At 66.1% G+C, this 23,149-nt stretch carries 20 protein-coding genes; 11 read left to right on the top strand and 9 right to left on the bottom strand.

The window, feature by feature from the left end:
- Positions 1-5 precede the first annotated feature (5 nt).
- From AAC067_RS08235 to AAC067_RS08220, 4 genes are all read right to left on the bottom strand, one after another.
- The gene (locus AAC067_RS08235; protein ID WP_339931378.1) at positions 6-1,253 is read right to left on the bottom strand and encodes a terminase family protein; all 1,248 of its coding nucleotides are present in this window, start codon (positions 1,251-1,253) and stop codon (positions 6-8) included.
- On the bottom strand, positions 1,138-1,518 hold the full coding sequence (locus AAC067_RS08230; protein WP_339931376.1) for a hypothetical protein: 381 nt from the start codon (positions 1,516-1,518) through the stop codon (positions 1,138-1,140). The genes AAC067_RS08235 and AAC067_RS08230 overlap by 116 nt, the downstream gene beginning before the upstream one ends.
- A gap of 118 nt (positions 1,519-1,636) precedes the next feature.
- Positions 1,637-4,039 (bottom strand): PAS domain-containing protein, encoded by a 2,403-nt coding sequence (locus tag AAC067_RS08225; RefSeq protein ID WP_339931374.1) that lies wholly within the window; start codon positions 4,037-4,039, stop codon positions 1,637-1,639.
- 77 nt (positions 4,040-4,116) lie between these two features.
- The gene (locus AAC067_RS08220) at positions 4,117-4,575 is read right to left on the bottom strand and encodes a YcgN family cysteine cluster protein (protein ID WP_339931372.1); all 459 of its coding nucleotides are present in this window, start codon (positions 4,573-4,575) and stop codon (positions 4,117-4,119) included.
- 73 nt (positions 4,576-4,648) lie between these two features.
- On the opposite strand from AAC067_RS08220, the gene AAC067_RS08215 reads away from it, so the two are divergent.
- The 4 genes from AAC067_RS08215 (at position 4,649) to AAC067_RS08200 (ending at position 10,141) form a co-directional block, all read left to right on the top strand.
- A complete protein-coding gene (locus AAC067_RS08215; protein WP_339931370.1) occupies positions 4,649-6,484 on the top strand; it encodes an ABC-F family ATP-binding cassette domain-containing protein in 1,836 nt (611 codons plus the stop codon).
- Between the two features lie 615 nt (positions 6,485-7,099).
- Complete coding sequence (locus AAC067_RS08210) at positions 7,100-8,131, top strand: ABC transporter substrate-binding protein (RefSeq protein WP_339931368.1); 1,032 nt, start codon at positions 7,100-7,102, stop codon at positions 8,129-8,131.
- A 94-nt stretch (positions 8,132-8,225) separates the two neighbouring features.
- On the top strand, positions 8,226-9,050 hold the full coding sequence (locus tag AAC067_RS08205) for a hypothetical protein (RefSeq protein ID WP_339931366.1): 825 nt from the start codon (positions 8,226-8,228) through the stop codon (positions 9,048-9,050).
- Positions 9,047-10,141, top strand: coding sequence for a DUF2336 domain-containing protein (locus AAC067_RS08200; RefSeq protein ID WP_339931364.1), 1,095 nt, complete (start codon positions 9,047-9,049; stop codon positions 10,139-10,141). The genes AAC067_RS08205 and AAC067_RS08200 overlap by 4 nt, the downstream gene beginning before the upstream one ends.
- A 72-nt stretch (positions 10,142-10,213) precedes the next feature.
- On the opposite strand, the gene AAC067_RS08195 is transcribed toward AAC067_RS08200, so the two are convergent.
- The 3 genes from AAC067_RS08195 to cysK all read right to left on the bottom strand — a co-directional run bounded on the left by AAC067_RS08195 (position 10,214) and on the right by cysK (position 13,050).
- Positions 10,214-10,645: a MucR family transcriptional regulator gene (locus AAC067_RS08195; RefSeq protein WP_339931723.1), complete on the bottom strand. Its 432-nt coding sequence runs from the start codon at positions 10,643-10,645 to the stop codon at positions 10,214-10,216.
- A 159-nt stretch (positions 10,646-10,804) separates the two neighbouring features.
- Positions 10,805-12,022, bottom strand: a complete 1,218-nt coding sequence (locus AAC067_RS08190) for a DUF2336 domain-containing protein (protein WP_339931362.1) — start codon at positions 12,020-12,022, stop codon at positions 10,805-10,807.
- A gap of 47 nt (positions 12,023-12,069) precedes the next feature.
- Entirely contained in the window at positions 12,070-13,050 is a 981-nt protein-coding gene (gene cysK, locus AAC067_RS08185) for a cysteine synthase A (RefSeq protein WP_339931361.1), read from the bottom strand.
- 215 nt (positions 13,051-13,265) lie between these two features.
- Here cysK and AAC067_RS08180 point away from each other — a divergent pair, with 215 nt between their 5' ends.
- The 5 genes from AAC067_RS08180 to AAC067_RS08160 all read left to right on the top strand — a co-directional run bounded on the left by AAC067_RS08180 (position 13,266) and on the right by AAC067_RS08160 (position 20,359).
- On the top strand, positions 13,266-16,880 hold the full coding sequence (locus tag AAC067_RS08180; RefSeq protein WP_339931359.1) for a PAS domain S-box protein: 3,615 nt from the start codon (positions 13,266-13,268) through the stop codon (positions 16,878-16,880).
- A 128-nt stretch (positions 16,881-17,008) separates the two neighbouring features.
- Complete coding sequence (gene fliI / locus AAC067_RS08175) at positions 17,009-18,349, top strand: flagellar protein export ATPase FliI (protein ID WP_339931357.1); 1,341 nt, start codon at positions 17,009-17,011, stop codon at positions 18,347-18,349.
- 13 nt (positions 18,350-18,362) lie between these two features.
- The gene (locus tag AAC067_RS08170; protein ID WP_339931355.1) at positions 18,363-18,773 is read left to right on the top strand and encodes a flagellar FliJ family protein; all 411 of its coding nucleotides are present in this window, start codon (positions 18,363-18,365) and stop codon (positions 18,771-18,773) included.
- Position 18,774: 1 nt separating this feature from the next.
- Positions 18,775-19,839: an endo-1,4-beta-xylanase gene (locus AAC067_RS08165; protein ID WP_339931353.1), complete on the top strand. Its 1,065-nt coding sequence runs from the start codon at positions 18,775-18,777 to the stop codon at positions 19,837-19,839.
- A gap of 91 nt (positions 19,840-19,930) precedes the next feature.
- Positions 19,931-20,359 carry a DUF2141 domain-containing protein gene (locus AAC067_RS08160; RefSeq protein ID WP_339931351.1) on the top strand — a complete coding sequence of 143 codons (429 nt, stop codon included), beginning with the start codon at positions 19,931-19,933 and terminating at the stop codon, positions 20,357-20,359.
- Between the two features lie 76 nt (positions 20,360-20,435).
- On the opposite strand, the gene AAC067_RS08155 is transcribed toward AAC067_RS08160, so the two are convergent.
- A complete protein-coding gene (locus AAC067_RS08155) occupies positions 20,436-21,155 on the bottom strand; it encodes a response regulator transcription factor (protein ID WP_339931349.1) in 720 nt (239 codons plus the stop codon).
- Positions 21,156-21,505: 350 nt separating this feature from the next.
- On the opposite strand from AAC067_RS08155, the gene AAC067_RS08150 reads away from it, so the two are divergent.
- Together AAC067_RS08150 and AAC067_RS08145 are read left to right on the top strand one after the other, a co-directional pair.
- Entirely contained in the window at positions 21,506-21,862 is a 357-nt protein-coding gene (locus AAC067_RS08150; protein ID WP_339931347.1) for a helix-turn-helix domain-containing protein, read from the top strand.
- Positions 21,859-22,593: a DUF6456 domain-containing protein gene (locus AAC067_RS08145; RefSeq protein WP_339931345.1), complete on the top strand. Its 735-nt coding sequence runs from the start codon at positions 21,859-21,861 to the stop codon at positions 22,591-22,593. Before AAC067_RS08150 ends, AAC067_RS08145 begins: the two co-directional genes overlap by 4 nt.
- On the opposite strand, the gene AAC067_RS08140 is transcribed toward AAC067_RS08145, so the two are convergent.
- Positions 22,583-23,020, bottom strand: coding sequence for a SufE family protein (locus AAC067_RS08140; protein WP_339931721.1), 438 nt, complete (start codon positions 23,018-23,020; stop codon positions 22,583-22,585). The genes AAC067_RS08145 and AAC067_RS08140 overlap by 11 nt on opposite strands.
- Between the last annotated feature and the right edge of the window lie 129 nt (positions 23,021-23,149).

Here is a 23,149-nt window from a genome sequence, read left to right as displayed (position 1 = left end):
AAGGGTCAGAGGGACCGGATACTCGGGCTGTCCCGGGTGTTCAGCAGCAGATGACTGACGGCCCAGATCAGGGCGTCGGCCCGGTCGGGACTGGCCTCGCCCGTCCCCAGACCCAGCCCCATCAGCTCATCCTCCAGCCGGGCGAAATAGCCGCAGTGGATGACCTTTCCCTGATCGTACAACAGGGCCACCGGCTCGGCCCGGGCCCGTTTCGAGCGGGTGGCGAACACCGGCTTGATCCGCGCCCCGCATTTGGCGACCCGCAACAGGTCCTCGACCATCTGGCCGCCCTGGTTGGTCTCGGCGATGACCCAGTCGGCCTCGTGCCGGGCCACGGTCTGCGCCACCGCATGGGCCCAGTCGCGGGGCCGTTTGCCGCTGACACTCTCGTCGGCCAGCACATAGGCCGTCTTGTCGGTCAGCCCCACGACGACGATGCCGCAACTGTCCCCCTCGGCCGTCGTCGTCGGATCCAGCCCGACCACCACCTTGCGAAACGCCGTCGGCGTCCCGCCCCGGCAACGATCCAGCATCTCCTGCGTCCAAAGGGCCTCGCCCGACGTCAGGATCCGGCCGTCTACCTCCTGCGCCGCCAGCCGGGTCCCGCCGTACAGCGCCTCGAGCCCGGCCAGAAAGCCACGCGACAGATTGCGCGCATTGATCCGGGTCGGCGCATGGGTCGAGACCGTGGTCGGCTCAGCCATCAGTCGGGTCAGGGCCTTCATCGGCTTCGGTGTCGTGGTGATCACCAGCCGCGGATCAGCCCCCAGCCGCATCCCCAGCCGCAACATTGCCAGCGCATCGCCCGGGCGTTTCCAGGCACAGAATTCATCGGCCCAGCCCGCGTGAAACTGCGGCCCCCTCAGACTCTCCGGATCCTCGGCCGAAAAGGCATGGGCCACCGCCCCGTTCGGCCAGACCAGCCGCCGCCGGCTGATCTCATAGACCGGTCGCCGGTGCCAGGGCGCGATACCCCTCAGACCGGACGGCCCCTCGATCATCACCTCGCGCACATCGTGCAGGGTCGGGCCGACCAGCGCCAGCCGCGCACCCCGCACCGCCTGCCGCGTCAGCCATTCGGCCCCGGCCCGGGTCTTGCCCGCGCCGCGTCCGCCCAGAAACAGCCAGGTCGCCCAGTCACTCTGGGGCGGTTGCTGCGCCCGATGCGACCAGCCGTCCCAGTCGTTCTCGATCAGCCTCAGCTGAGTCTGGTTCAGGCTCGCCAGCGCCTTCCTCAGCCTCGAGATCGGCATTGAGCGCAACGATTCGATGCAGGAGCTCGTCCCTGAGCCGCTGTTCTCCGGCGGCATCCAGTTGATCGTCATCAGTGTCGAACGCTCCCCCCGCCGGCTCGACCTCATCCAGCACCTTGGCGGCCCTGGCCAGGGCCAGCGTCGCCCGGGACCGCTGCTCGACCTCGTCCGGCGGCATGTCTCCCGTCGCGCCCAGCATCTCCCGCACCCGGTCGGCAAATTCCCGCGGGCTCATCTTCCCGTATCGAACCTTTTTTTCCGGCATGGCTGAATCATAGGCCAGCAGCGCCCCAGTGCGGGAATTTAGCCGCTAGAAAAGCTCATCCCGTTGTTCGTGCAGGGCAATTTCTGAAGAATCCGGAGGATTTTTCAGCGCACCCGGATCAGGCGGCCTGATTGTCGGTCGCCGCCGGCTGCAAGAAGCGGCCCAGGGCCTCGGCCAAGGCGGGGATCTGGATCGGCTTGCCCAGATGGTCATCCATGCCCGCCGCCAGGCAGCGGTCGATCTGCTCACGCTGGACATTGGCGCTCAGGGCCAGAATCGGCACGCCCGCCACCGGCCCGTCCATGGCCCGGATGGCCTGCGTCGCCGCCAGCCCGTCCATCACCGGCATCTGCATATCCATCAGCACCAGATCATAGCGGCCGGACCGTACCGCATCGACCGCCGCGGCCCCGTCACAGACCGCGTCCGCCTCCAGACCCAGACCGGCCAGGATGGCGACGATCAGTTCGCGATTGGCACCCGCGTCATCGGCGACGAGAATACGATGGCCCGTACCCGCAATCGTCACGTCGTCCGTGTCCGCGTGATTGACCGCATCCGCCGTCGGCAGAACCACTTCCAGCCAGAAGGTCGAACCCTCTCCCGGCACACTGTCGACTCCGACCTGACCGCCCATCAACTCAATCAGCCGCTGCGAGATGGCCAGCCCCAGTCCCGTGCCGCCGTACACCCGTGTCGTCGAGGCGTCGCCCTGGGTGAACCGCTCGAACATGGTCGCGACCTGATCCGCGGACAGACCGATCCCGGTGTCGGTTACCGAGACCTTCAACATCCATTGCCCATCTCCGGCCGGACAACCGCCGACAGCCAGGTGAACCCGGCCGCGCGGCGTGAATTTCACGGCGTTGGACAGGAAGTTCAGCATCACCTGCCGCAACCGACCTTCGTCGCCGGTCAGGGCTTGCGGCAGGGCTGGATCGATCTCGACGACCAGGTCCAGACCCCTGTCCTCGCATTGGGTCTCGACGATCGCCGCCGCCCCCTCGGCCAGTCCCCGCGGCGCGAACGCCCGTGGCTCCATATCGACTGCCTCGGCCTCCAGCTTGGAGTAGTCGAGAATGTCGTTGATCACGCTCAACAGGGCCCCGCTGGCGGTGTGAATGCGTTCGGCATGGCCCCTTTCGACCGCCGGCAAACGCTTGCTGGCCTGCAGCAGGTCGGAAAAGCCGATCACACTGGTCAGCGGCGTCCTCAGTTCATGGCTCATATTGGCCAGGAATTCCGACTTGGCCTGCGCCCCGGCCTCAGCCCGGTCCCGCGCCCTGATCAGCTGATCTTCCAATTGCTTGGTCTCGGAGATGTCGCGGATCACATCCTGAAACTCGACAGCCAACCCGTCCGCGTCACGGATGATCGTGGTGCGGGCCTCAAACCAGCGAATCTCGCCCGTCTTGGTGATTCCCCGGTAGCGCAGGCGATTCTGCTCGTCCCCCGTCTTTCCGGACACCATGGCCCGGAACCGGGTGGTCAGGTCCGGAATGTCCTCAGGCAGGATCAGCGACAGGATCGGTGTCCCCATCAGATCCTGCGGCCTATGCCCCAGGACCGTTTCAATCGACGGCGAGACATAGGTAAATTTCGCCTCAAGGTCATAGGTGACGATGACGTCCGTCGCGCGGTCGGCAAGCAGCCGGTACTGGGCCTCGCTCCGGACCAGTCGCTCGTGGGCCCGGTCAGCCTCGGTCAGATCCTGGAACACGCCGAACAGGGCCCCGATGCTCCCGTCCTCCAGACGCTCCCCGCTTCCGCGCGAGATCACGTTCCGCGTCTCGCCATCGTCGCGTGTCAGTCGAAGTCGGACCTCGAACCCCTCGCCGGTCTCCGCCGCCCGCTGCAGCAGACCTTCCAGTATGGCCCGACCATCCGGATGAAAATACTTCAGCGCGTCGTCCAGAGTCGGATCGAAGGTCGTCCGGTCGACCCCGTAAATCCGGTACACTTCATCCGACCACACCACCCGGTTCGTGGTCCGGTCCAGGCGCCAGTGACCGATGCCGGTCACCGTCTCCGCCATCTCCAGCAATTGCAGATGTTCAGCCTGGGTCCGTGCCGCCGCCGTCTGGTCCACCATGTCCCCGGCGAGGCGCGCAATCAGTTGCAGGGTGTCGGTCTGTTCGACCGTCAGGGCCGGATGCGGCTCCACGTCCATGACGCCGACCGCGCCGACCGGACAGCCGTCAGCCGTCGTCACTGTCGCGCCTGCAAAGAAGCGAATGTGCGGAGCCCCGGTCACCATCGGATGGTGGCGAAATTTCGAATGTTCGAGCGTATCCTCGATCACCAGACTGGCACCGGCCCCCATCGCGACCAGAACATTGCTCACGCTCTGGTCGCGCGGCATCGACGCCTCGCCCAGGCCGATTTCCGAGCGAAACACCGCCTCGTCGCCGTCCAGCACCGAGACCAGCCCGAACGGCATACCGAAAGTGTTGCACAACAGCGCCGTCAGTCGGTCAAAAGGACTGTCCAGGCTGATGGCGTGTTTGGCCGTACGGCGCATTCACGGTCTCCGGGTCGATGGAACCTCCACGGTTATCAGGGACACGGAAAGGCTTCGTTACCGCCGACGCACGCAGTTCACCGACCCCGTTCGGGAATCCACTCCGGGGCCTCGAAGGCCAGGGCGTCTTCGGGCTCGGCCAGCGACAGTTCCGACACCGTCTGCCCGCGAATCGATACCCCCGCCGCATGGACGCTCTCGGGATCCCCCGAGACCAGCGGGTGCCAGGCCGCCAGCCCACGCCCCTCGTGCACCCGGCGATACCCGCACGACAGCGGCATCCACTTCAGGGCCTCGATATTCCACGGCGTCAGCTTGATGCAATCGGGCACCTGCTCGCGCCGATTGGCGTAGTCGATACAGGTGCAGGCGTGCGTATCGAACAACTTGCAATGCACCCGCGTCGGGGTGACCGCCCCCGTGTCCTCGTCCTCGAACCGGATCAGGCAGCACAGACCGCACCCGTCACACAGGCTCTCCCACTCGTCGCGGGACATCTCGGACAGGGTCTTGGTTTCCCAGAACGGCTCGGTCATCGGGCGGCTCATTACGCCGATCGGTCCGCTGTGTCTCGCATCGGGCACATTCGCAGTCTATATGCCGCGTCCCATGGCAGCCCGTCCCCCCCTCATCGCCCTCAAAGGCGTCCGTCTCCAGGACGGTCAACGTCCCCTGTTCGATGGCGTCGATCTCGCCATCGAGCCGCGCACCCGCGCCTGTCTCGTCGGCCGCAACGGTGCCGGCAAGTCCACCCTGATGAAGATCATCATGGGTCAGGTCGAGCCCGACTCGGGCGAACGGGCCGTCCAGTCCGGCGTCCGCTTCGCCTATGTGCCCCAGGAACCCGTCATCACCGGCGAGACGTTGGCGGACTACGCCGTCTCCGGAGACGCCGAGTCCTGGACCGCCGAGGCCTGGCTCCACACCTTCGGCCTTGATCCGGAAAAGCCGGCGGTCAACCTGTCGGGCGGTGAGATCCGCCGCGCCGCCCTGGCCAAGGCTTTCGCCGAAGAGCCGGACCTGATGCTCCTCGACGAGCCGACCAATCACCTCGACATCCTCGCCATCGAGCTCCTCGAGGAAGAACTCATCTCGGCCCGCTGCGCCGTACTGGTGGTCAGCCACGACCGGGCCTTCCTCAACCGCGTGACCCAGACCTGTCACTGGCTGGAGGGCCGTCGCGTTCGCAGCCTGAACAAGAGTTTCGACGCCTTCGACGAATGGTCGACCAAGGTCACCGAGGAAGAGGCCCAGTCCCTGCAACGGCTGACCAAAACCATCGAGCGTGAGACTGAGACCTTCTACCGCTCCATCACCGCCCGCCGCACCCGCAACGAAGGCCGCGCCCGCTCGCTCGACGCCCTGCGGGCAGACCGGAGCGAGCGGCTCAAGGATGTCCCTCGCGAGCTCTATCTCGGCGTCGATTCCGGCGCGACCTCCGGCAAGCTGGTTGCCGACCTCAAGGGCGTGTCCAAGGCCTTTGGCCCGCGCACCGTCATCAAGCCCTTCACCACCCGCATTGTCCGCGGCGACCGGCTCGCCATCGTCGGCCCCAACGGCGCGGGCAAGACCACCCTGGTCAAGATCCTGCTTGGCGAACTCGCCCCCGACGACGGCACCGTCAAGCTGGGAGCCAATCTCGACCCGGTCTATCTCGACCAGTCGCGTGAGGGGCTGCGCAGCGACATGACGCTTTGGGACGCCCTGACCCCGGGCGGCGGCGACTCCATCCTCGTGCGCGGCGTGTCCAAGCACGTCGCGGCCTACGCCAAGGACTTCCTGTTTCAGGAAGGCCAGCTCCGCCAGCCGATCTCGACCCTGTCCGGCGGCGAGCGCAACCGCCTTCTTCTGGCAAGGGCGTTGGCCAAGCCGGCCAATATGCTGGTCCTCGACGAACCGACCAACGACCTCGACATGGACACGCTCGACAAGCTGGAAGAGCTGCTCGAAACCTATGACGGCACCCTGATCCTGGTCAGCCACGATCGTGATTTCGTCGACCGTCTCGCCACCTCGACCATCGCCATGAACGGCCGCGGCGACATCGTCGAAACGCCCGGCGGCTGGACTGATTTCATCCGTCAGAACCCCGGCTTCCTCAAGCCCGGCACCCACCAGCGCCCCCAGGACGCCGAGGCCCAGCGTCGCGCCGCGGCCAGCCCCGCTCCGGCGACGATCATGGCCCCCGCCCCATCGAAGAAGCCCGCCAAGATGTCGTTCAAGGACACCCACCGGCTCAAGGAGCTCGAAGGCCTGCTCGCCTCCCTGCCCGCCGACATCGCCCGCCACGAGGCCACCCTGGCCGACCCCGACCTCTACGCCCGCGACCGCAAGGCCTTTGACCGCGCCACCACCAACGCCGACCGCGCCCGCACCATGCTGGTCACCGCCGAGGAGGAATGGCTCGCGCTTGAGGCCCGGCGCGAGGCCCTGCAAAGCGCCTGACCGGACGAATTTCGACCGCCAGGAATCTGCTTGTGCACGATCGTCCAAACCCTTGGTCTCTTGTGAAAGTTTTCCAATCATCCACGGATTGGTTCGCGAGATTGGTAAATTCGTCCACCAAAACATCCACAATTGGATGCCCGTGGGCGCTTGCGGGATCGGCGGATTGGAGCGAGCTTGATCAGGCCGAGGGACACGGCGGCGCGGAAAACCGGGGAGACCCGGGGCTCAAGCGAACCGGTCCGGCTCTCTGACCAAGGGTTCCTGACCTCTTCGGGGGACATGGAAAGACCGGGCAGGGTCCAGGCTCCCCGTCTTTAGCGCTTCGGTGCGGGGCGACGGAGAACCAGACCGGGATCGATGGACGACGACGGGGTCAAACCCGACGGAACGCCAAAGACCAGGAGTCGCCAGGAAACCGCTGACCATCGCCGGGTTCGCCCGCTGGTGCTGACGCAAAGGCCCTGAACCTCAATGGCCAAGTCCCAACCCGGACTTGGCGAGGGGACGTAAGCAACGGTTCGACCGGGCGTGCGTCCCCTCGCTCAATTCCGGCATCCGAATTGCTGCCGGTCCGCCTTTCCAAGGCCGCACCGTCGCCCTAGGCTCCCGCCCATGTCGCGGGACCAGAATCGCCCCTCTTTCGCCAGCCGTCGCAGCCTCCTCGCGGGGGCCCTTGCGGCCACGACACTGGCGGCCTGCGGACGTGCAGAAGCCCCGGTCGACGAGGAAGGGCGCGTGCGCCTGCGCTTCGCCACAGACTGGCATGCCCGCGCCGGACACGGCGGCTTCTACCAGGCCCTCGCCGGCGGGGCCTATGCCAGACGGGGGCTCAACGTCCAGATCATTCAGGGTAAACCCGACATCGACGTGCCTCAGCTGCTGGCGTCCGGCACGGTCGAACTGGGCATGGGCTCCGACAGCTTCATGCCACTGAATCTCGTGGCCGAGGGTGCCCCGGTAAAGGCGGTCGCCGCCTTCTTCCAGAAGGATCCCCGGGTGCTGCTCGCCCATCCGGATCCCGCGCTGAAGTCGATTGCCGACCTCAAGGGGCGGCCCTTCCTGCTGACCGACGCCGCGGCCGCGACCTTCTGGATCTGGCTCAAGGCCCGTTACGATTTCAGCGACGACCAGTTGCGCCCGTATGATGTCGACCCGGCCGCCTTCATCGCCGACCCGAGCGCCGTGCAACAGGGCTATCTCGGGGCCGACGCCTACGCGATTGAACAGACGGCCCGGTTCACGCCCCATTCCTTCCTGCTGGCCGATCAGGACTATCCGTCCTACGCCGCCCTGGTGCTGGCCCCGAACGCCTTCGCCCGTGACAATGCCACCGCCCTGCGCAGCTTCATCGCCGCCTCGGCCGAGGGCTGGCGCGACTATATCCACGGTGACGCCCGGGCCGCCGACCTCCTGATCCGCCGCGACAATCCGCAGATGTCCCAGGCCGAGCTCGATCATGCCCGGCAGGCGCTGAAAGAGAACGGCATCGTCGACGGAGGCGACGCCGCCCTTTACGGCCTCGGCACCATGACCGAGGACCGCTGGCGGGCCTTCTTCGAGATCATGTCCGAAGCCGGCGTCTATCCGGCCCCCCTGAACTGGCGCGAGGCCTTCACCACCCAGTATCTGCCAGGTCGCGGCTGACATCCTGCCGGACTCGCGGATTCAACCCTGGTTGTTAGCGGCAGGTTAAGCTCGCCCCGACTACCGTGCGACTCCAGTCCTTGCAGCGGGAGTCGTGCCTGTGCGTCGTGCCCTGTCGATTACCCTTTTTGCTGTCGCAGCCCTCGTCGCCGCGACTCCGGCCGCAGCCCAGCAACCGCCGGCGCGGGCGAGCAACGACGGCCAGAGTCTGGGTCTGCGCTATCTGACCTGGCCCGGCCGTACCACGCCCGCGCGGACGACCCCGGAACGCCCCGCGACCACCCCGGTGCGCCGCATCGCCACAAACGCCCCCGTTCCGGCCCCCACCCGCCGTCCGACGCCCGCGATTATCCCGCACGGCACCCCGCCCGCCCAGGCGGCGACCGGCACGATGTCCGCCCCCTCCGGGGGCCTGACCCCGGCCAATGCCTGGATGACCCCTGCGGCTCTGGTGCCGACACCTCCGGCCCCGTCGGCTCCGCCGCCGGCCATGGCCCCGCCGCCGGCCACGCCCGTCGCGACCGGCCCGGTCCCTCTGACCGCTCCCGATCCAATGGCTCCGCGGCGCGACGCCCTGATATTCCACATGCAGGGTACACCCGACCCAACCCCCGCCGCGGCACCGCAGCCCCGCCTCCAGGCACCGACCGTCGCGCCGACGCGCACCCCGGTGGCGGCCTCGACCAACGGCCCCGCAGAGCAGGGCGCACGCTATTATTCGGTGCATCGCCAGAACAATCGCCAGCCGGACCCGACGCCGCTGCCGGCCGCAACCTATGTCGACGCCATCGCTGTCGATCTGCCCACCTCCCTGGCCTCCCAGGACCTCGCCGCACCGCCTGAGCCCCCGACCCTGATCCGCAATGCCCAGGGACGGCTTCAGGCCATGCCCGACACCTCCACTCCGGATCAGCTATGAGCGACGCCGCGCCTGCCTCCCGCCTACCCGACCTGATCGCCATGGCCGCCGAGGGCTCGAGCGAGAACCGTCGCAAGCTGCTGCGCGAACTGACGGAGAGTTTCTTCGGCAATCCGACGCGTACGGCCGCCGAAGACAGCCTTTACGACGCCGTGCTCGTCAGCCTGACCGTCGACATGGAGACCGCGGTCCGCGCCGAGCTGGCCGCCCGCTTTGCCGACGTGGCCGACGCGCCCGTCAGCCTGATCCGACGGCTGGCCAATGACGAGGCCTCGGTGGCCGGGGCGGTGCTCCGCGCCTCACCCGTTCTCACCGACGAGGATCTGCTTTCCGTGGTCCGCACGCACGGGCAGGAACACCTCCGTGCCGTGTCGATCCGGCCGACCGTGTCCGAGGCCGTTTCCGACGTCATCGTCGAGCGGGGAGACGACGTGACCCTGGGCACCCTGTTGCGCAACGACGGAGCCCAGTTGTCACGCGCGGCCTCCGAAGCGGCCGTCGAACGGGCCAAGGTCAACCCGACCCTGCACCAGGACGCGGTCGAACGCAGCGCCCTGCCCGCAGACCTGCTCAACGACATGTATTTCGTGGTCGAGGCGCGGCTGCGTCAGCAGATCCTCGAACAGAATGCACAGATGGATCCTGCACTGCTGGAAACAGCCCTGGCCGCCGGCCGGGTCCGCGTCGCCACCGGCGACGGCGCTCTGCCTGCCGACTACAATGAAAGCCTCGCCTACGTCGAGGAACTCAAGGCCGCCGGACAGTTGACCCCGCAGGTGCTGGCCCGCTTCCTCCGCTCGGGTGGCCAGACGTCCTTCCTGATCGCGCTGTCGCAACTCGCCGACATCGACTTCCACACAGCCAACCAGATCGTGGAACGTCGCGACCTGGACGCCCTGGCTGTTGTCTGCCGTTCGGCCGACCTCGACCGGGCCCTGTTTCTGACCTACGCCGTTGTTCTGCTGAATGACGATGGCGATGCCATGGGCAAGGCTCATGCCTATGCGCGGATGTATGCGGAACTGACAACTGAGGCCACCCAGCGCACCCTTCGCTTCTGGCGCATGCGTCGCACCGCCCAGGCCGCCTGACTCTCACTCCTGCAATGAAAAACGCCCGCCTCCTTGCGGAGACGGGCGTTTTCAATCTTCGCGGGCCGTCGCCTATTTCTTGGCGCGCGCCGGTGTCCGGGCCGGCTTGCGGCCGCCCTGACCCAGGCCCATCTGCTTGGCCAGGTCCGAGCGCGCCTTGGCATAGTTGGGCGCAACCATGGGGTAGTCTTTCGCAAGACCCCATTTGGCCCGGTACTCTTCCGGGCTGATATTGTATTTGGTGCGCAGGTGCCGCTTCAGCGACTTGAATTTACGACCATCCTCGAGACAGATCAGGAAGTCGGGCGTAATCGACTTGCGAATAGGCACAGCCGGCTCCTTGACTTCGGGCTCGGGCTCGGGTGCACCGCCGGAGACCTGGGTCAGGGCTGCGTGGATGTTCGCGATCAATGACGGCAGCTCGGTAGCCTGGACGTTGTTGTTGCCGACATAGGCCGACACAATGTCTGCGGTCATTTCCAACAGTTGGGAATTTTCTTCCATAAGCTCAGCCTCGCCCGTTTGATTATGTTCTTGACTGATCAACATCGACCCGTCGCCCACGGGTTCAATAATGATGTTCGTCAATAATGGCAATCCAGCCTGTATACGTACGTAGAAGTGCACGACCCCACAACCCCGGATATCGGGCCTGACCGTTACCTAACGTCCGAAGTTTTCAGCCAGGGCCATCATGGCAGCACGTTCAGGCGCTGAATATTCGTCGATGGCATCATCCTCGCCGTCCCGGATCGCGCGCATCAAAGCCGGTGTCAGGGCCGACGACAACGACCAGTTCCAGTAACGCAGCACGGTCTGGGCCCGATCGACCGCCAGCATCTCGAAGGTCGTCTGAACACGGTCCCAGTCTGGAGCCACAGCACCGTCCGCCCCCACTTCAGGCCGCCGCATCGAGCGCCACAGGGATTGAAGATCCGTACGCCCCATGCCGGTTGCCTTGCACAGGATGGCCAGCGGCTCGCCCCCGACATCACCGATGATCTTGGCCCCGGTCAGCGGTTTGATCCCTGCCAGATAGGCGATTTCCGAAGCGGTGTCCGGCTTTAGCCCGTCAGCCTCTGCCACAGCGACAGCGTGCTCGAGACTGTCAAAGGGGCTCTTGTCGATGGCCGAGCGGTTGCGTTGCCGACGCTCGATGAACTGCAGAGCCTTGCGCGACACCGGGTCGTTCCAGCCCTCCGCCGCCGCCATGGCGAAGACGTCTTCGGAGACCTCCTGCATGACTTCACGCGATACGGCGAAACGCTGCAGAATGGTGCCCCGGTCCTCGGACCCGCACCACCAGAACATCACATAGGCTCCCGCCGGCCTCAGTTCTGGTCGCTTCAGCAGCAGGCCGCAGAAGTCGGGAATCCGGCGGCTCTGGCTGACGATACTTTCGATCGCGGTCTGACTCAGTCGGGCCGCCGTATTGCGCAGCACCGCCTCGGTGAGCGCCGCCTCCTCGAAGGTCAGCAGGGTCTCGGTCACGACTTCGGACAGGCTTCGCCGGTGGGCGATCATAAGCCGATGTTCGGGCCCGGCATCGCGTGCGCACGACACCAGGTCGGCGTCGGTCAGCGAGCCGCAAAACTCGATCAACTGACCGGCGATCTCGGGCTCGTCGCGCAGCAGCATCCGCGTCAGGCTATTGGGCAGCTCCGCCAGCGGGGCCAGTCGCGTCGCCACCCGCTTGCGTTCCAGCGGCGCGGCCAGCCGCAGCATCTCGACCAGCAGGTCACCGGTCACGGACCGCTCGAAGGCATTGATACGGCTGCCCGGCAGCGACACGACATCTGCCAGGCGCTTCAACAGCGCATGGCGAGCGCGCAACCCCGTGGGGTATGCACCTTCTTCAATAAGGGCCGCAGCATCGGACATATCAGGCTGAGACTAGACGCGGTTCGGTTAACCGCGAATGACGGCCGCTACAGGCCCTCGAACAGCGCCGTGGACAGGTAGCGTTCGGCAAAGCTGGGCACGATGGCGACGACGGTCTTGCCGGCATTCTCCGGCAACGCGGCCAGTCGGAAGGCCGCGACAAGCGCCGCGCCCGAACTGATGCCGACCGGAATGCCCTCGACCCGCGCGACCTTGCGAGCCATGTCAAACGCATCCTCGTTCGTGACCTGCTCAACCCCGTCAATGACCGAACGGTCGACGATGGTCGGGATGAAGCCGGCTCCAATGCCCTGGATTTTGTGCGGGCCCGGCTCACCCCCCGACAGGACCGGAGAGGCGGACGGTTCCACGGCGATCATCCGGACCGACGGCTTGCGGGCCTTCAAGGCCTGACCGACGCCGGTGATGGTGCCGCCGGTGCCGACGCCCGAGACGACGATGTCGACCGCTCCCGCCGTGTCGTTCCAGATCTCCTCGGCTGTCGTGACGCGGTGGATCGCCGGATTGGCCGGGTTCTCGAACTGCGACGGAGAGACCGCGCCCGGCGTCGCGGCGAGCAGTTCATTGGCGGCGGCGATCGCCCCCTTCATGCCCTTCTCGGCCGGCGTCAGCACCAACTCGGCCCCCAACAGGGCCAGCATCTTACGGCGTTCGATCGACATGCTCTCGGGCATGGTCAGGATCAGGCGATAGCCCCGGGCCGCGGCCACAAAGGCCAGGGCGATGCCGGTGTTGCCGCTGGTCGGCTCGATCAGCACCGTGTCCGGCTTGAGTTTTCCGGCCTGTTCCAGGGCATCGATCATGGCCACTCCGATCCGGTCCTTGACCGATCCGATCGGATTGAAGAACTCCAGCTTGGCCAATACCGTAGCCTTCGGCTTCAGTTCGGCGGACAGCCGCGGCAGCCCGACCAGCGGCGTGTCGCCCATCGTGTCGAGAATGGACGGAAATATCTTGCCGCGACCGGCCTTCAGGTGGCGCGAGGGATCGTAGGGGGCGTCGATCATGGCGGACTCCGGCATCCGACGATCGGTTGCGTGCACGCGGTGCGCGCTTCTTCGGCTCCGGACAGACCGATCTAGGAAGCGCGGACGGAGAGCGCAACGGTGCCTGTCCAGATGGATCCTGCCAAAATTCAGCGGTTGAAGCCTTTGCGATTTTCGTGCGTTGGAAGGGACGCGGGGCCGCTTGGGGCGGTCACGCGAATGTCGGGGACAGGTCATTGGAAGATGCGTCAGGCAAGACAGCCGACCAGTTCGCTGTGACCGACATCCGCGCAGAGGCAGGCTACGGGGGCCTGAAAGCCTCGGGACGTCTCGCGGACTTGATCCGCTCCAGCGACTGGTCGCGGTCGCCGCTGGGACCGCCTGAACGTTGGCCCTCATCCCTCCACACCGTTGTCGAACTGATGCTGGCGTCGCAGTTTCCGATGTTCATCGCCTGGGGCGAAGACCTGGGCTTTCTGTACAACGACGCCTACGTGCCGATCCTCGGCGAGAAGCACCCGGCGGCGCTGGGAAGGCCATTCGAGGAAATCTGGTCAGAGATCTGGGCCGACATCCTCCCGATGGTCGAGGCCGCGATGGACGGCAAGGCCACCTATTTCGAGGACCTGCCGCTGCTCATGAACCGCAAGGGCCATGACGAACAGACCTGGTTCACCTTCTCCTACTCCCCGGTCCGCGACGAAAGCGGTGAGGTGGCGGGCATGTTCTGCGCCTGCACCGAGACCACGAATCGGGTTCTTGCCGACAGACGCGTCGCCTCAGAGCAGGCCCGACAACGCGCAATGTTGCAGCAGATGCCTGGCTTTACAGCGGTGCTGTCAGGACCGGAGCATACCTTCGACTACGTCAATGACGCCTATGTCGAGATTTCCGGCCCGCGAGACTTCATCGGTCGCTCCGTGCGGGACGCCTTCCCGGAACTGGAGGGTCAGGGCTTTTTCGAGCTTCTGGATCAGGTTTATGCCAGCGGCGAACGGTATGTCGCCCGGGGGATGCCGGTGCGTCTGGAGCGCCAGGACGGCGACCGGTTAATCGACCTGTTGTACGAACCGATCCGCGACGAGAAGGGCTTGATATCCGGCATCTTCGTCGGCGGGTATGACGTGACCGACGTCTCACGCGTCACGCAGGCACTTCAGGAAAGCCAGGCCCGACAGCAGCAGGCGCTGGAAGCCGCCAACCTGGGTGCCTTCGTCTGGTTCCCGGACCGGGATCTGGCGGAAGCCGATGAGCGGATGATGGCGATGTTCGGTTTGCCGTCGGATGGGCACCTGACGCTGCAGACGGCGCTGGCGCAGAGCATCCACCCCGAGGACGGCCCGGCCTACGCGGAGGCCGTGGGCCGCGCGCTCGACCCGGCAGGGAATCACCGGCTGAACCACGACATTCGCATCCTCCAGCCCGACGGGACCCTGCGCTGGCTGACGATCACCGGTCAGGTGCAGTTCGACGGCGACACACCGGTCCGGATGGCGGGTATAGCTCAGGACATCACTGCGCTGCGGGACAGCGAAAGCCGGTATCGCACGCTGTTCCAGACGATCGACGAGGGGTTCTGCCTCATCGAGTTTATCGATGGGCCGCACGGCCCCCTCAGCGACTATATGCACGTCGAAGCCAACCCGGCGGCGGGCGAGCAGGTCGGTCTGGCCGAGGTCGAGGGCCGCACCATCCGCGAGCTGGCCGGAGAAGAGGCCCAACCCTGGATCGACCTGTACGGCGAGGTTCTGCGCACGGGAAACTCGGTCCGCTTCGAGAAAGAATACCAACCCACCGGCCGCTTTCTGGAGCTGGCCGCCTTCCGTATTGAGCCGGCCAGCCGCAGACAGGTCGCTGTCCTGTTCAAGGATCTGACCGAACGCCGGAAGGCCGAGCGCGCCCTGCGCGAGAGCGAGGCCCAGTTCCGCGCCTTCGCCCAGGCGGTTCCGAACCATGTCTGGGCCAGCCGGCCGGACGGGCACCTGTATTGGTTTAACGAGCAGGTCTACCTCTACACTGGCACGACCGAAGGCACGCTGGACGGGACGGATGGCTGGGGCGCGATCGTCCATCCCGACGACCTGGCCGGCGCGGCCGAAAGCTGGGGCCGGTCGCTGGGAAGCGGTCAGTCCTACCGCACCGAGTTCCGCATCCGCCGCACCGACGGCGAATGGCGTCGCTTCGCCGTTCATGCCGAGCCCGTGCGCGACGACACGGGAGACATCACCCGCTGGGTCGGAGCCAACATCGACATCGAGGACATCCGCCTGCAAGGCGAGGAGCTCGAGCGGGTCAACGACATCCTTTCAGACCTGCTGACCGGAGCCACGGCCGAGCGGGACCAGCTATGGACCCTGTCGACCGACATGCTGGCCCGGGCCGACTACGACGGCGGCCTGTCGGCGGTGAACCCGGCGTGGACGGAAACCCTGGGCTGGACCGAGCAGGAACTGCTGACCAACCCCTACGCCGACATCATCAACCCGGAGGATGTCGAGGCCACAGTGGCGGCGCTGACGACGATGCAGGAGACCGGACGACCAACCCGGTTCCAGAACCGGGTCCTGTCCAAGACTGGCGCCTGGACGCCGATCGACTGGACCGTAGCCCCCGAACCCGACGGTGAGAATTTCATCGCCGTTGGCCGCGACCTGACCGAGGACAAGGCGCGCGAACAGCAGTTGATGCAGGCGCAGGAGGCGCTGCGCCAGTCCCAGAAGATGGAGGCCGTCGGCCAGCTGACCGGTGGCATCGCCCACGACTTCAACAATCTGCTGGCGGGAATCAGCGGCAGCCTGGAATTGCTGGAAAAGCGCATCGGCGAAGGTCGCCTGAACGGGGTCGACCGCTACATCACTGCCGCCCAGGGCGCAGCCCAGCGCGCGGCGGCCCTGACCCAGCGCCTGCTGGCCTTTTCGCGTCGCCAGACTCTCGATCCGAAGGCCATCGATGTGAACCGCCTGATCGCAGGCATGGAAGACCTGATCCGTCGCAGCGTGGGCCCGACCGTTGAGGTCGAGGTCGTGGGGGCCGGCGGACTATGGGCCACGCGCATGGACCCGTCCCAGCTCGAGAACGCCCTGCTGAACCTGTGCATCAACAGCCGCGACGCCATGGCCCCCGAAGGCGGCCGCCTGACCATCGAGACCGCCAACAAATGGCTGGACGACCGGGCCGCCCGGGAACGCGACCTGCCCCCTGGTCAGTACGTCTCCCTGTGCGTCACCGACACCGGCTCAGGCATGACGCCAGAGGTGATTTCCCAAGCGTTCGATCCCTTTTTCACCACCAAGCCGCTGGGTCAGGGCACAGGCCTCGGCCTGTCGATGATCCACGGCTTCGTCCGCCAGTCGGGTGGCCAGGTCCGCATCTACTCCGAGATCGGCAAGGGCACGACCATGTGCCTGTATATGCCGCGCTTCATGGGTGCGGCCGATGACGTCGACATCTCCCATGGATCCCTGTCGGGCGTGGAAGGCCATGGCGAGACCGTCCTGATCATCGACGACGAGCCGACGGTGCGGATGCTCATCGTCGAAGTGCTGGAAGATGCTGGTTATCGCGCCCTACAGGCCGACGACGGCCCCTCGGGTCTGGCCCTGCTGCGGTCGGACATCCATATCGATTTGCTGATCACCGACGTGGGTCTGCCGGGCGGCATGAACGGCCGTCAGGTCGCCGACGCGGCCCGCGAGACCCGACCCGACCTCAAGGTGCTGTTCGTGACAGGCTATGCCGAGAATGCGGCGGTCGGAAACGGCCTCCTTGACGCGGGTATGGAGGTCCTGACCAAGCCGTTCATCATGGCCGAACTCGGCGAAAAGATCCGCGACATGATCGAGCGTCCCTAGATGAACTGAGCGGTCCGAACGGTTTGGCTGCGGTTCGAGCGCGGCGGCAACCCCACTCGGACGCAGAATTCACCCGGCGTTAACCACGATAGCTCAATCGTTAACGGGCTGATCCGGGGTCTCTGTTCTTGCGCAATCTTGTCGCCGCCATCGAAGCGATCGACCCGCTGGTCGTGACCGGCAAGGTCGCGGGCGTCAACGGACTGCTGATCGAATCCCGGGGTGGGCTGTCGCGCCTCGCCGTCGGTGCCCGGGCCGAGATCGGGCGGCGCGGTCAGACGCCCCTGCCCGCCGAGGTCGTCGGCTTTCGCGACTCCAAGGCCCTGCTGATGCCGTTCGGCCCGGTCGAGGGCGTGGCCCCCGGGGCCGACATCTATATCACCGACCAGGCTGGTTCTGTCCGCCCGACCACGGCCTGGCTGGGTCGGATCATCGACGCTTTCGGCACCCCCATCGACGGCAAGGGCCCCCTGCCCGTCGGGCTTGCTGCCTATCCCTTGCGTGCTCCACCGCCGCCAGCCCATTCGCGCGACCGGGTCGGCGAGCGGATCGACCTCGGTGTACGGGCCATGGACGTCTTCACCACCACCTGCCGTGGCCAGCGTCTCGGCATCTTCGCCGGCTCGGGCGTCGGCAAGTCGGTGCTGTTGTCGATGCTGGCGCGTCAGGCCAGCTGCGATGTCGTCGTCGTCGGCCTGATCGGCGAACGAGGCCGCGAGGTGCGCGAGTTCATCGAGGAAACCCTGGGCGAAGAGGGACTGCGTCGCGCCATCGTCGTCGTCGCCACCAGCGACGAACCGGCCCTCAAGCGCCGCCAGGCCGCCTATATGACCATGGCCATTGCCGAATTCCTGCGCGACCAGGACCTCGAGGTCCTGTGCCTGATGGACTCGGTCACCCGTTTCGCCATGGCCCAGCGTGAGATCGGTCTGGCCGCTGGCGAGCCGCCGACGACCAAGGGCTATACGCCGACCGTCTTCTCCGAACTGCCTAAACTGCTGGAACGCGCCGGCCCCGGGCCGATCCGGCCCGACGGCACCACGGCCGCTCCGATCACGGCCATGTTCACTGTGCTGGTCGACGGCGGCGACCATGACGAGCCGATCGCCGACGCCGTTCGCGGTATCCTCGACGGCCACATCGTCATGGACCGCAAGATCGCCGAGCGCGGCCGCTTCCCCGCCATCGACGTGCTCAAATCGGTCAGCCGGACCCTGCCCGCCTGCCAGACCCCGCCCGAGCGCGAACTGAACAAGCGCGCCCGTCAGTGCCTGAGTGCGTACGCCAATATGGAAGAGCTGATCCGCATCGGGGCCTATCGCACCGGGGCCGATCCGATCGTTGACCGCGCCATCGCCCTCAACCCCGACCTCGAGGCCTTTTTGGGCCAGGACAAGGACGAGACGATGCGAATGTCGGATTCCTTTGACCGTCTGGAAACTATTCTGAACCAAGGAATGGTTGAGTGACCGGAGTAAACCAATGACTGCCTGGGCCCATTCGCTGATCCGCATCTCGAACTACGAGGTCGAGACCCTGCAAAAACGGCTGGCCGAGATCACGGCCCGACGCGCCTCCGCCGAGATGCGCGTCGCCGTTCTGGATGCCGAGGTCGAGATCGAACGGGAACAGTCGCGCGGCGACGCCGACGCCGCCATGCTGCTGCAGGCCTATCTCAACGGCTGGAAGATGCGGCGCGGTGCCGCGATGACCGAGGTCCAGACGCTCGACCTCGAAGAGGAAGGGGCTCGCGACGCCCTGACCGGTGCCTTTGAAGAGCTGAAAAAGTTCGAACACGTCGCCGAGACTACCCGCCTCAACGCCGTCCTCGCCGCCGGAAAGCGTGAATCCGCCGCCTTCGACGAACTGGGCCTGAGGCGGCGCGCGGGTTGATATGAACCGGCGGGCGCTGCTGACATCCCTGGCGCTGGCTCCGTTGATCGCCGGCTGCCGGCGCTCCGCCGTTGCCAGCACACCCCCTGCCATTCTTCCCCCGCTAAAGACCATCACCCCCGGGGCCTTCGGCAGCTGCGTCCAGATCGCCAATCTCACCGATCCGGCCTGGCTGAACCTGGCCCGCACCCACGTCTCCCAGCTCACGCCCGAGTGGGAGATGAAGATGGAGTACATCCTGGCCGACGGTCTGGATCGCCCCCGTCTGGACCGCGCCGACCACATCGCCCGCTTCGCCCACGACAATGGCATGGCCCTGCATGGCCACACCCTGATCTGGTATTCGCAGGGGGAGGACGCCTTTTCCGGCCTGGACAATGCCGCCTTCGACCGGGCCTTCGACGGCTATATCGCCACGGTCGCCGGCCGCTATCGCGGCAAGATCAGGAGCTGGGATGTAGTCAATGAGCCGATCCTCGACGACGGCTCGGGCCTGCGCGACTGCCACTGGAGCCGCCGCTACGGCCAGGACGGCTACATCCGGCGCGCCTTCGAACAGGCTCAGATGGCCGACCCCGACGCTGTTCTGTTCCTGAACGAGTACAATCTGGAAGGCATCCCGGCCAAGGGGGCCCAATTTCTGCGTCTGGTCGAACGCCTGCTGAAATCCGGCTGCCCGATTCAGGGGCTCGGCACCCAGTCGCACCTGTGGATCGACATCCCTGACGGGCAGATTGCGGCCTTCATGCATGAGCTGGCCCAGTTCGGCCTGCCCATCCATGTCTCCGAACTGGATGTGAGCCTGCGCACCGACAGCGCGCTGGACCTGCGTGGGCAGCAGTATCGGCTGTCGCTCCAGACCGCCCGGGTCACCGAATTGGCCGAGGCCTATAGGTGCCTGCCGGCGGCCCAGCGCTTTGCCTTCACCACCTGGGGTCTGCGCGATACCGACAGCTGGTATCGACGCGACGACAAGGACGACGGCAAGGACCGCCCCCTGCCGTTCGATGCCAACGGTCAGCCGAACCCGATGGCCCGGGCGCTGGCAGCCGCCTTCCAGACCTAGACAGGCCGGGCGCGGATCAGGCGGAGGGATCGCTTGACAACAAGTTACTTCATTTTATAAAGTACTTCATGCATTCAAATGGAGCTGTCCAATGATCCGCCTCTCTCTCGCCTGCCTTGCCCTGTGCGCCACGGCCGTCCCGGCCCTGGCCGCTGATGTCACCGTCACCGTCAAGGGCGTTGAAGCCCGCGGCGGTGAGGTTTCCGCCGCCCTCAACACCGCCGGCACCTTCATGCGGGGTGCGGACTATGTCGCCAGCGCGCCCGGGAACACTTCGGGCGATGTGGTGCTGACTTTCCACGACGTGGCCCCGGGTGAGTACGCGCTGATGGTCATGCACGACGCCAACGGCAACGGTCGTTTCGACATGGATGCGGCCGGCATGCCGGATGAAGGCTACGCCTTTTCCAACAAGGGCCAGCCCCTGATGGCCATGCCGACCTTCGAAGGGCTGAAATTCACCGTCGGCACCGAAGGCGTAACCCTCGTCGAACCGATGACCTATATGTCACCACGCTAGATTCGCCGGGCCCACACAGCAAAACGCCCGCCGGAGAAATCCGGCGGGCGTTTTGTATCTGGACTGAAAGACGGGTTCAGGCGGCTTCGCTGGCCGGAGCCGGAGCCGGAGCCGTGTTTTCCGACGGATCGCGCAGGACGTAGCCACGGCCCCAGACGGTCTCGATATAGTGTTTGCCGCCGGCGGCCGTGGCCAGCTTCTTGCGCAGCTTGCAGATGAAGACGTCGATGATCTTCAGCTCGGGCTCGTCCATGCCACCGTACAGGTGGTTCAGGAACATTTCCTTGGTCAGGGTGGTGCCCTTGCGCAGCGAGAGCAGCTCCAGCATCTGGTATTCCTTGCCCGTCAGGTGGACGCGGTGGCCGTGCACCTCGACCGTCTTGCCATCCAGGTTCACGGCGATCTCGCCGGTGTGGATGATGGCCTGGGCGTGACCCTTGGAACGACGGACCACGGCGTGGGTGCGCGCGATCAGCTCGTCCTTGTGGAAGGGCTTGGTCATATAGTCGTCGGCACCTCCGCCGAAGGTCTTGACCTTGGTTTCGATCTCGCTCGAGCCCGACAGGATCATCACCGGCGTGTTGACCTTGCCGACGCGCAACTGGCGCAGAACCTCAAGGCCGTTCATGTCGGGCAGGTTGAGGTCAAGCAGGATCAGATCGTAATCGTAGATCTTCCCGAGATCGATGCCCTCTTCGCCGAGGTCCGTCGTGTAGACGTTGAACCCTTCGGACTTGAGCATCAGTTCGATGCTCTGGGCCGTTGCGTGATCGTCTTCGATAAGCAGAACGCGCATTCGTGCCCCTCCAGGCAAAGCTTGATAATGGTTCAGGCACCCGCAGTTGCGGTAACCTTGTTCGGGAGTTAACCGACCAAAACCTTAAGAAGGGTTAACGTCACCCCATTGAGGCGAATCGTAGGCTGATTTGCGAATCGGCGTCGAGGTCCCGCGAGTCAAGGGACCGAAGTTTTTTCGTCCAGCCACCTTCCGTCAGTGTCTGACTGCTCTGGCTGGGCGCCGGTGCCCAAATCCCCGCCCGTTCCGGACCTGCGACCGAAGATGGCGCGGCGTAGGACTATATTCTCATTTGCGGGTGAGGCCCCTTCGGGCCGGTGAGCTTGACCACCCGGAATGGAGTACAGACGGTGACGAACGATTACAGGGTGCCGGTTGCGGAGCTGGATCGGATCAGGGCGGCCCTGGCGATCCAGCTGATCGCGACCGCAACCGGTGTATCGGCAGAGCGGATAACCGCCCGTAGACACCGGGGCAGTCGCGCCTGTCGCGCTCGCTGGCTGGCCCTCTATCTGGCCCATATCGCGTTCGGCTGGCCGCTGGAGCGGGTCGGCCACGCCTTCGGCCTGAACCGGGCCACGGTGTCCGCGGCCTGTCGCTGGGTCGAGGATGAACGCGACCGCGCGTCACTGGACGTCTGGCTCGATCGGCTGGAAGCCTGCGCCCGTGACATTTGCGACGCCCCGGCCTGCGAATTGCCGACATGACCGGGCGAATGGACCGGGCCCGGCACCTGTTGCTCCGTAGCCGAGCCTGGCTGGACGCCGAGGGTGACGTCTATGCCCTGCGCGTCGGTCATGACCGACGGGCCCGCGTCACCCTGCGGCTGGATGAGGCTGACTTTCGGACCCTGATCGCCGACCCCGGCCTGCGCCGGCGTCAGGGTGGCGGCTGGTGCGTCCGCCACGCCGTCGACCCGACCCCGGGGCCCGCGCCGGGTCGACCGGGCTGGGTCGAGGGCGAGCGGGCGGTGATGCAGGCGGACGGTCGATTGATCCGACACCGCGCAAATCTGGGGGAATCCGCACTCGTCTGGCTGGCCCGTCACAAGGACGCCACCGGCCGACCATGGCTGACCCCGATCGAACTCGCCGCCGGCGAGCGTCTGCGCGCCGAGGCCGAGATTGCCTTGCGCGGTCCGTCCCTGACGATGCGTTGGGATGCCCTGCCGCGTGCCGGCGGCGGCAGCGCCGCCCGCGTCGAGCCCACGGATCGTGCCATCGCCGCCGGACGGCGGGTCGAGGCGGCCCTCCAGGCCTGCGCGCCGCAGGTCAGAGCCATGATCGATCGTGTCTGCGTGCGGGAACTGGGTCTGCAATGCGCCGAGGCCGAACTCGGCCTGCGTCGTCGTCAGGGTCGCGCGCTGTTGAAACAGGGCCTCCAGGCCCTGGCCGTCCACTACGGGCTGGAAAACCCCGCGGGGCAGGTCAGTCGCTAGCGGTCGCAGCCAGCGCCGCCTCGCGGATCCGGCCGACCATGTTGTTCAACCCGTTGGCCCGCTGCCGCGTCAACGCCTGGGGCAGGCCCAGACGGTCCAGCGCCGCGCGGGCGTCAAAGGCCAGGATCTGGTCCGGCGTCCGGCCCGAATAAAGCTGCAGCAGCAGGGCGATATTGCCTTTGGACAGGGCGCTGTCGGAGTCGGCGTAAAATACCAGATGACCGTCAACCCGCTTCTGGCTCAACCACACCTGGGCGGCGCAGCCGGGCACCTTGTTAACCTCGATCCGGTCGGCGTCCGGCAGGGGTTCGAGGTCCTTGCCCAGATCGATGACATAGCCGATCCGGCTCTCCCAGTCGCCGAGCAGGTCGAACGACTCGACCAGCTCGGCCAGCGTCTCGTCGATCGTGGGGTTGGAGTCCGTCATCGCCGCCAGATAGGCCGACGAGACATTAACGACAACCTTGCCAGTGGTCCCCAGACAATTGCGCTCATGCACGACGGACAGTCGCCTGTAACGGGAGCGGCCTTTAGCTGACTCACCGGGAGGGCTAGT

This window comes from uncultured Brevundimonas sp. (assembly GCF_963977465.1).
Classification (GTDB): domain Bacteria; phylum Pseudomonadota; class Alphaproteobacteria; order Caulobacterales; family Caulobacteraceae; genus Brevundimonas.
The sequence above is the reverse complement of the archived record's forward strand: the minus strand, read 5'-3'. Positions and strand labels throughout refer to the sequence as shown.

What these genes read in the sequence shown, in the direction of transcription:
- AAC067_RS08235 (WP_339931378.1), bottom strand. Translation starts at nt 1,253, where the DNA reads ATGCCGATCTCGAGGCTGAGGAAGGCGCTGGCGAGCCTGAACCAGACT.
- AAC067_RS08230 (WP_339931376.1), bottom strand. Translation starts at nt 1,518, where the DNA reads ATGCCGGAAAAAAAGGTTCGATACGGGAAGATGAGCCCGCGGGAATTT.
- AAC067_RS08225 (WP_339931374.1), bottom strand. Translation starts at nt 4,039, where the DNA reads ATGCGCCGTACGGCCAAACACGCCATCAGCCTGGACAGTCCTTTTGAC.
- AAC067_RS08220 (WP_339931372.1), bottom strand. Translation starts at nt 4,575, where the DNA reads ATGACCGAGCCGTTCTGGGAAACCAAGACCCTGTCCGAGATGTCCCGC.
- AAC067_RS08215 (WP_339931370.1), top strand. Translation starts at nt 4,649, where the DNA reads ATGGCAGCCCGTCCCCCCCTCATCGCCCTCAAAGGCGTCCGTCTCCAG.
- AAC067_RS08210 (WP_339931368.1), top strand. Translation starts at nt 7,100, where the DNA reads ATGTCGCGGGACCAGAATCGCCCCTCTTTCGCCAGCCGTCGCAGCCTC.
- AAC067_RS08200 (WP_339931364.1), top strand. Translation starts at nt 9,047, where the DNA reads ATGAGCGACGCCGCGCCTGCCTCCCGCCTACCCGACCTGATCGCCATG.
- AAC067_RS08195 (WP_339931723.1), bottom strand. Translation starts at nt 10,645, where the DNA reads ATGGAAGAAAATTCCCAACTGTTGGAAATGACCGCAGACATTGTGTCG.
- AAC067_RS08190 (WP_339931362.1), bottom strand. Translation starts at nt 12,022, where the DNA reads ATGTCCGATGCTGCGGCCCTTATTGAAGAAGGTGCATACCCCACGGGG.
- cysK (WP_339931361.1), bottom strand. Translation starts at nt 13,050, where the DNA reads ATGATCGACGCCCCCTACGATCCCTCGCGCCACCTGAAGGCCGGTCGC.
- AAC067_RS08170 (WP_339931355.1), top strand. Translation starts at nt 18,363, where the DNA reads ATGACTGCCTGGGCCCATTCGCTGATCCGCATCTCGAACTACGAGGTC.
- AAC067_RS08165 (WP_339931353.1), top strand. Translation starts at nt 18,775, where the DNA reads ATGAACCGGCGGGCGCTGCTGACATCCCTGGCGCTGGCTCCGTTGATC.
- AAC067_RS08160 (WP_339931351.1), top strand. Translation starts at nt 19,931, where the DNA reads ATGATCCGCCTCTCTCTCGCCTGCCTTGCCCTGTGCGCCACGGCCGTC.
- AAC067_RS08155 (WP_339931349.1), bottom strand. Translation starts at nt 21,155, where the DNA reads ATGCGCGTTCTGCTTATCGAAGACGATCACGCAACGGCCCAGAGCATC.
- AAC067_RS08145 (WP_339931345.1), top strand. Translation starts at nt 21,859, where the DNA reads ATGACCGGGCGAATGGACCGGGCCCGGCACCTGTTGCTCCGTAGCCGA.
- AAC067_RS08140 (WP_339931721.1), bottom strand. Translation starts at nt 23,020, where the DNA reads ATGACGGACTCCAACCCCACGATCGACGAGACGCTGGCCGAGCTGGTC.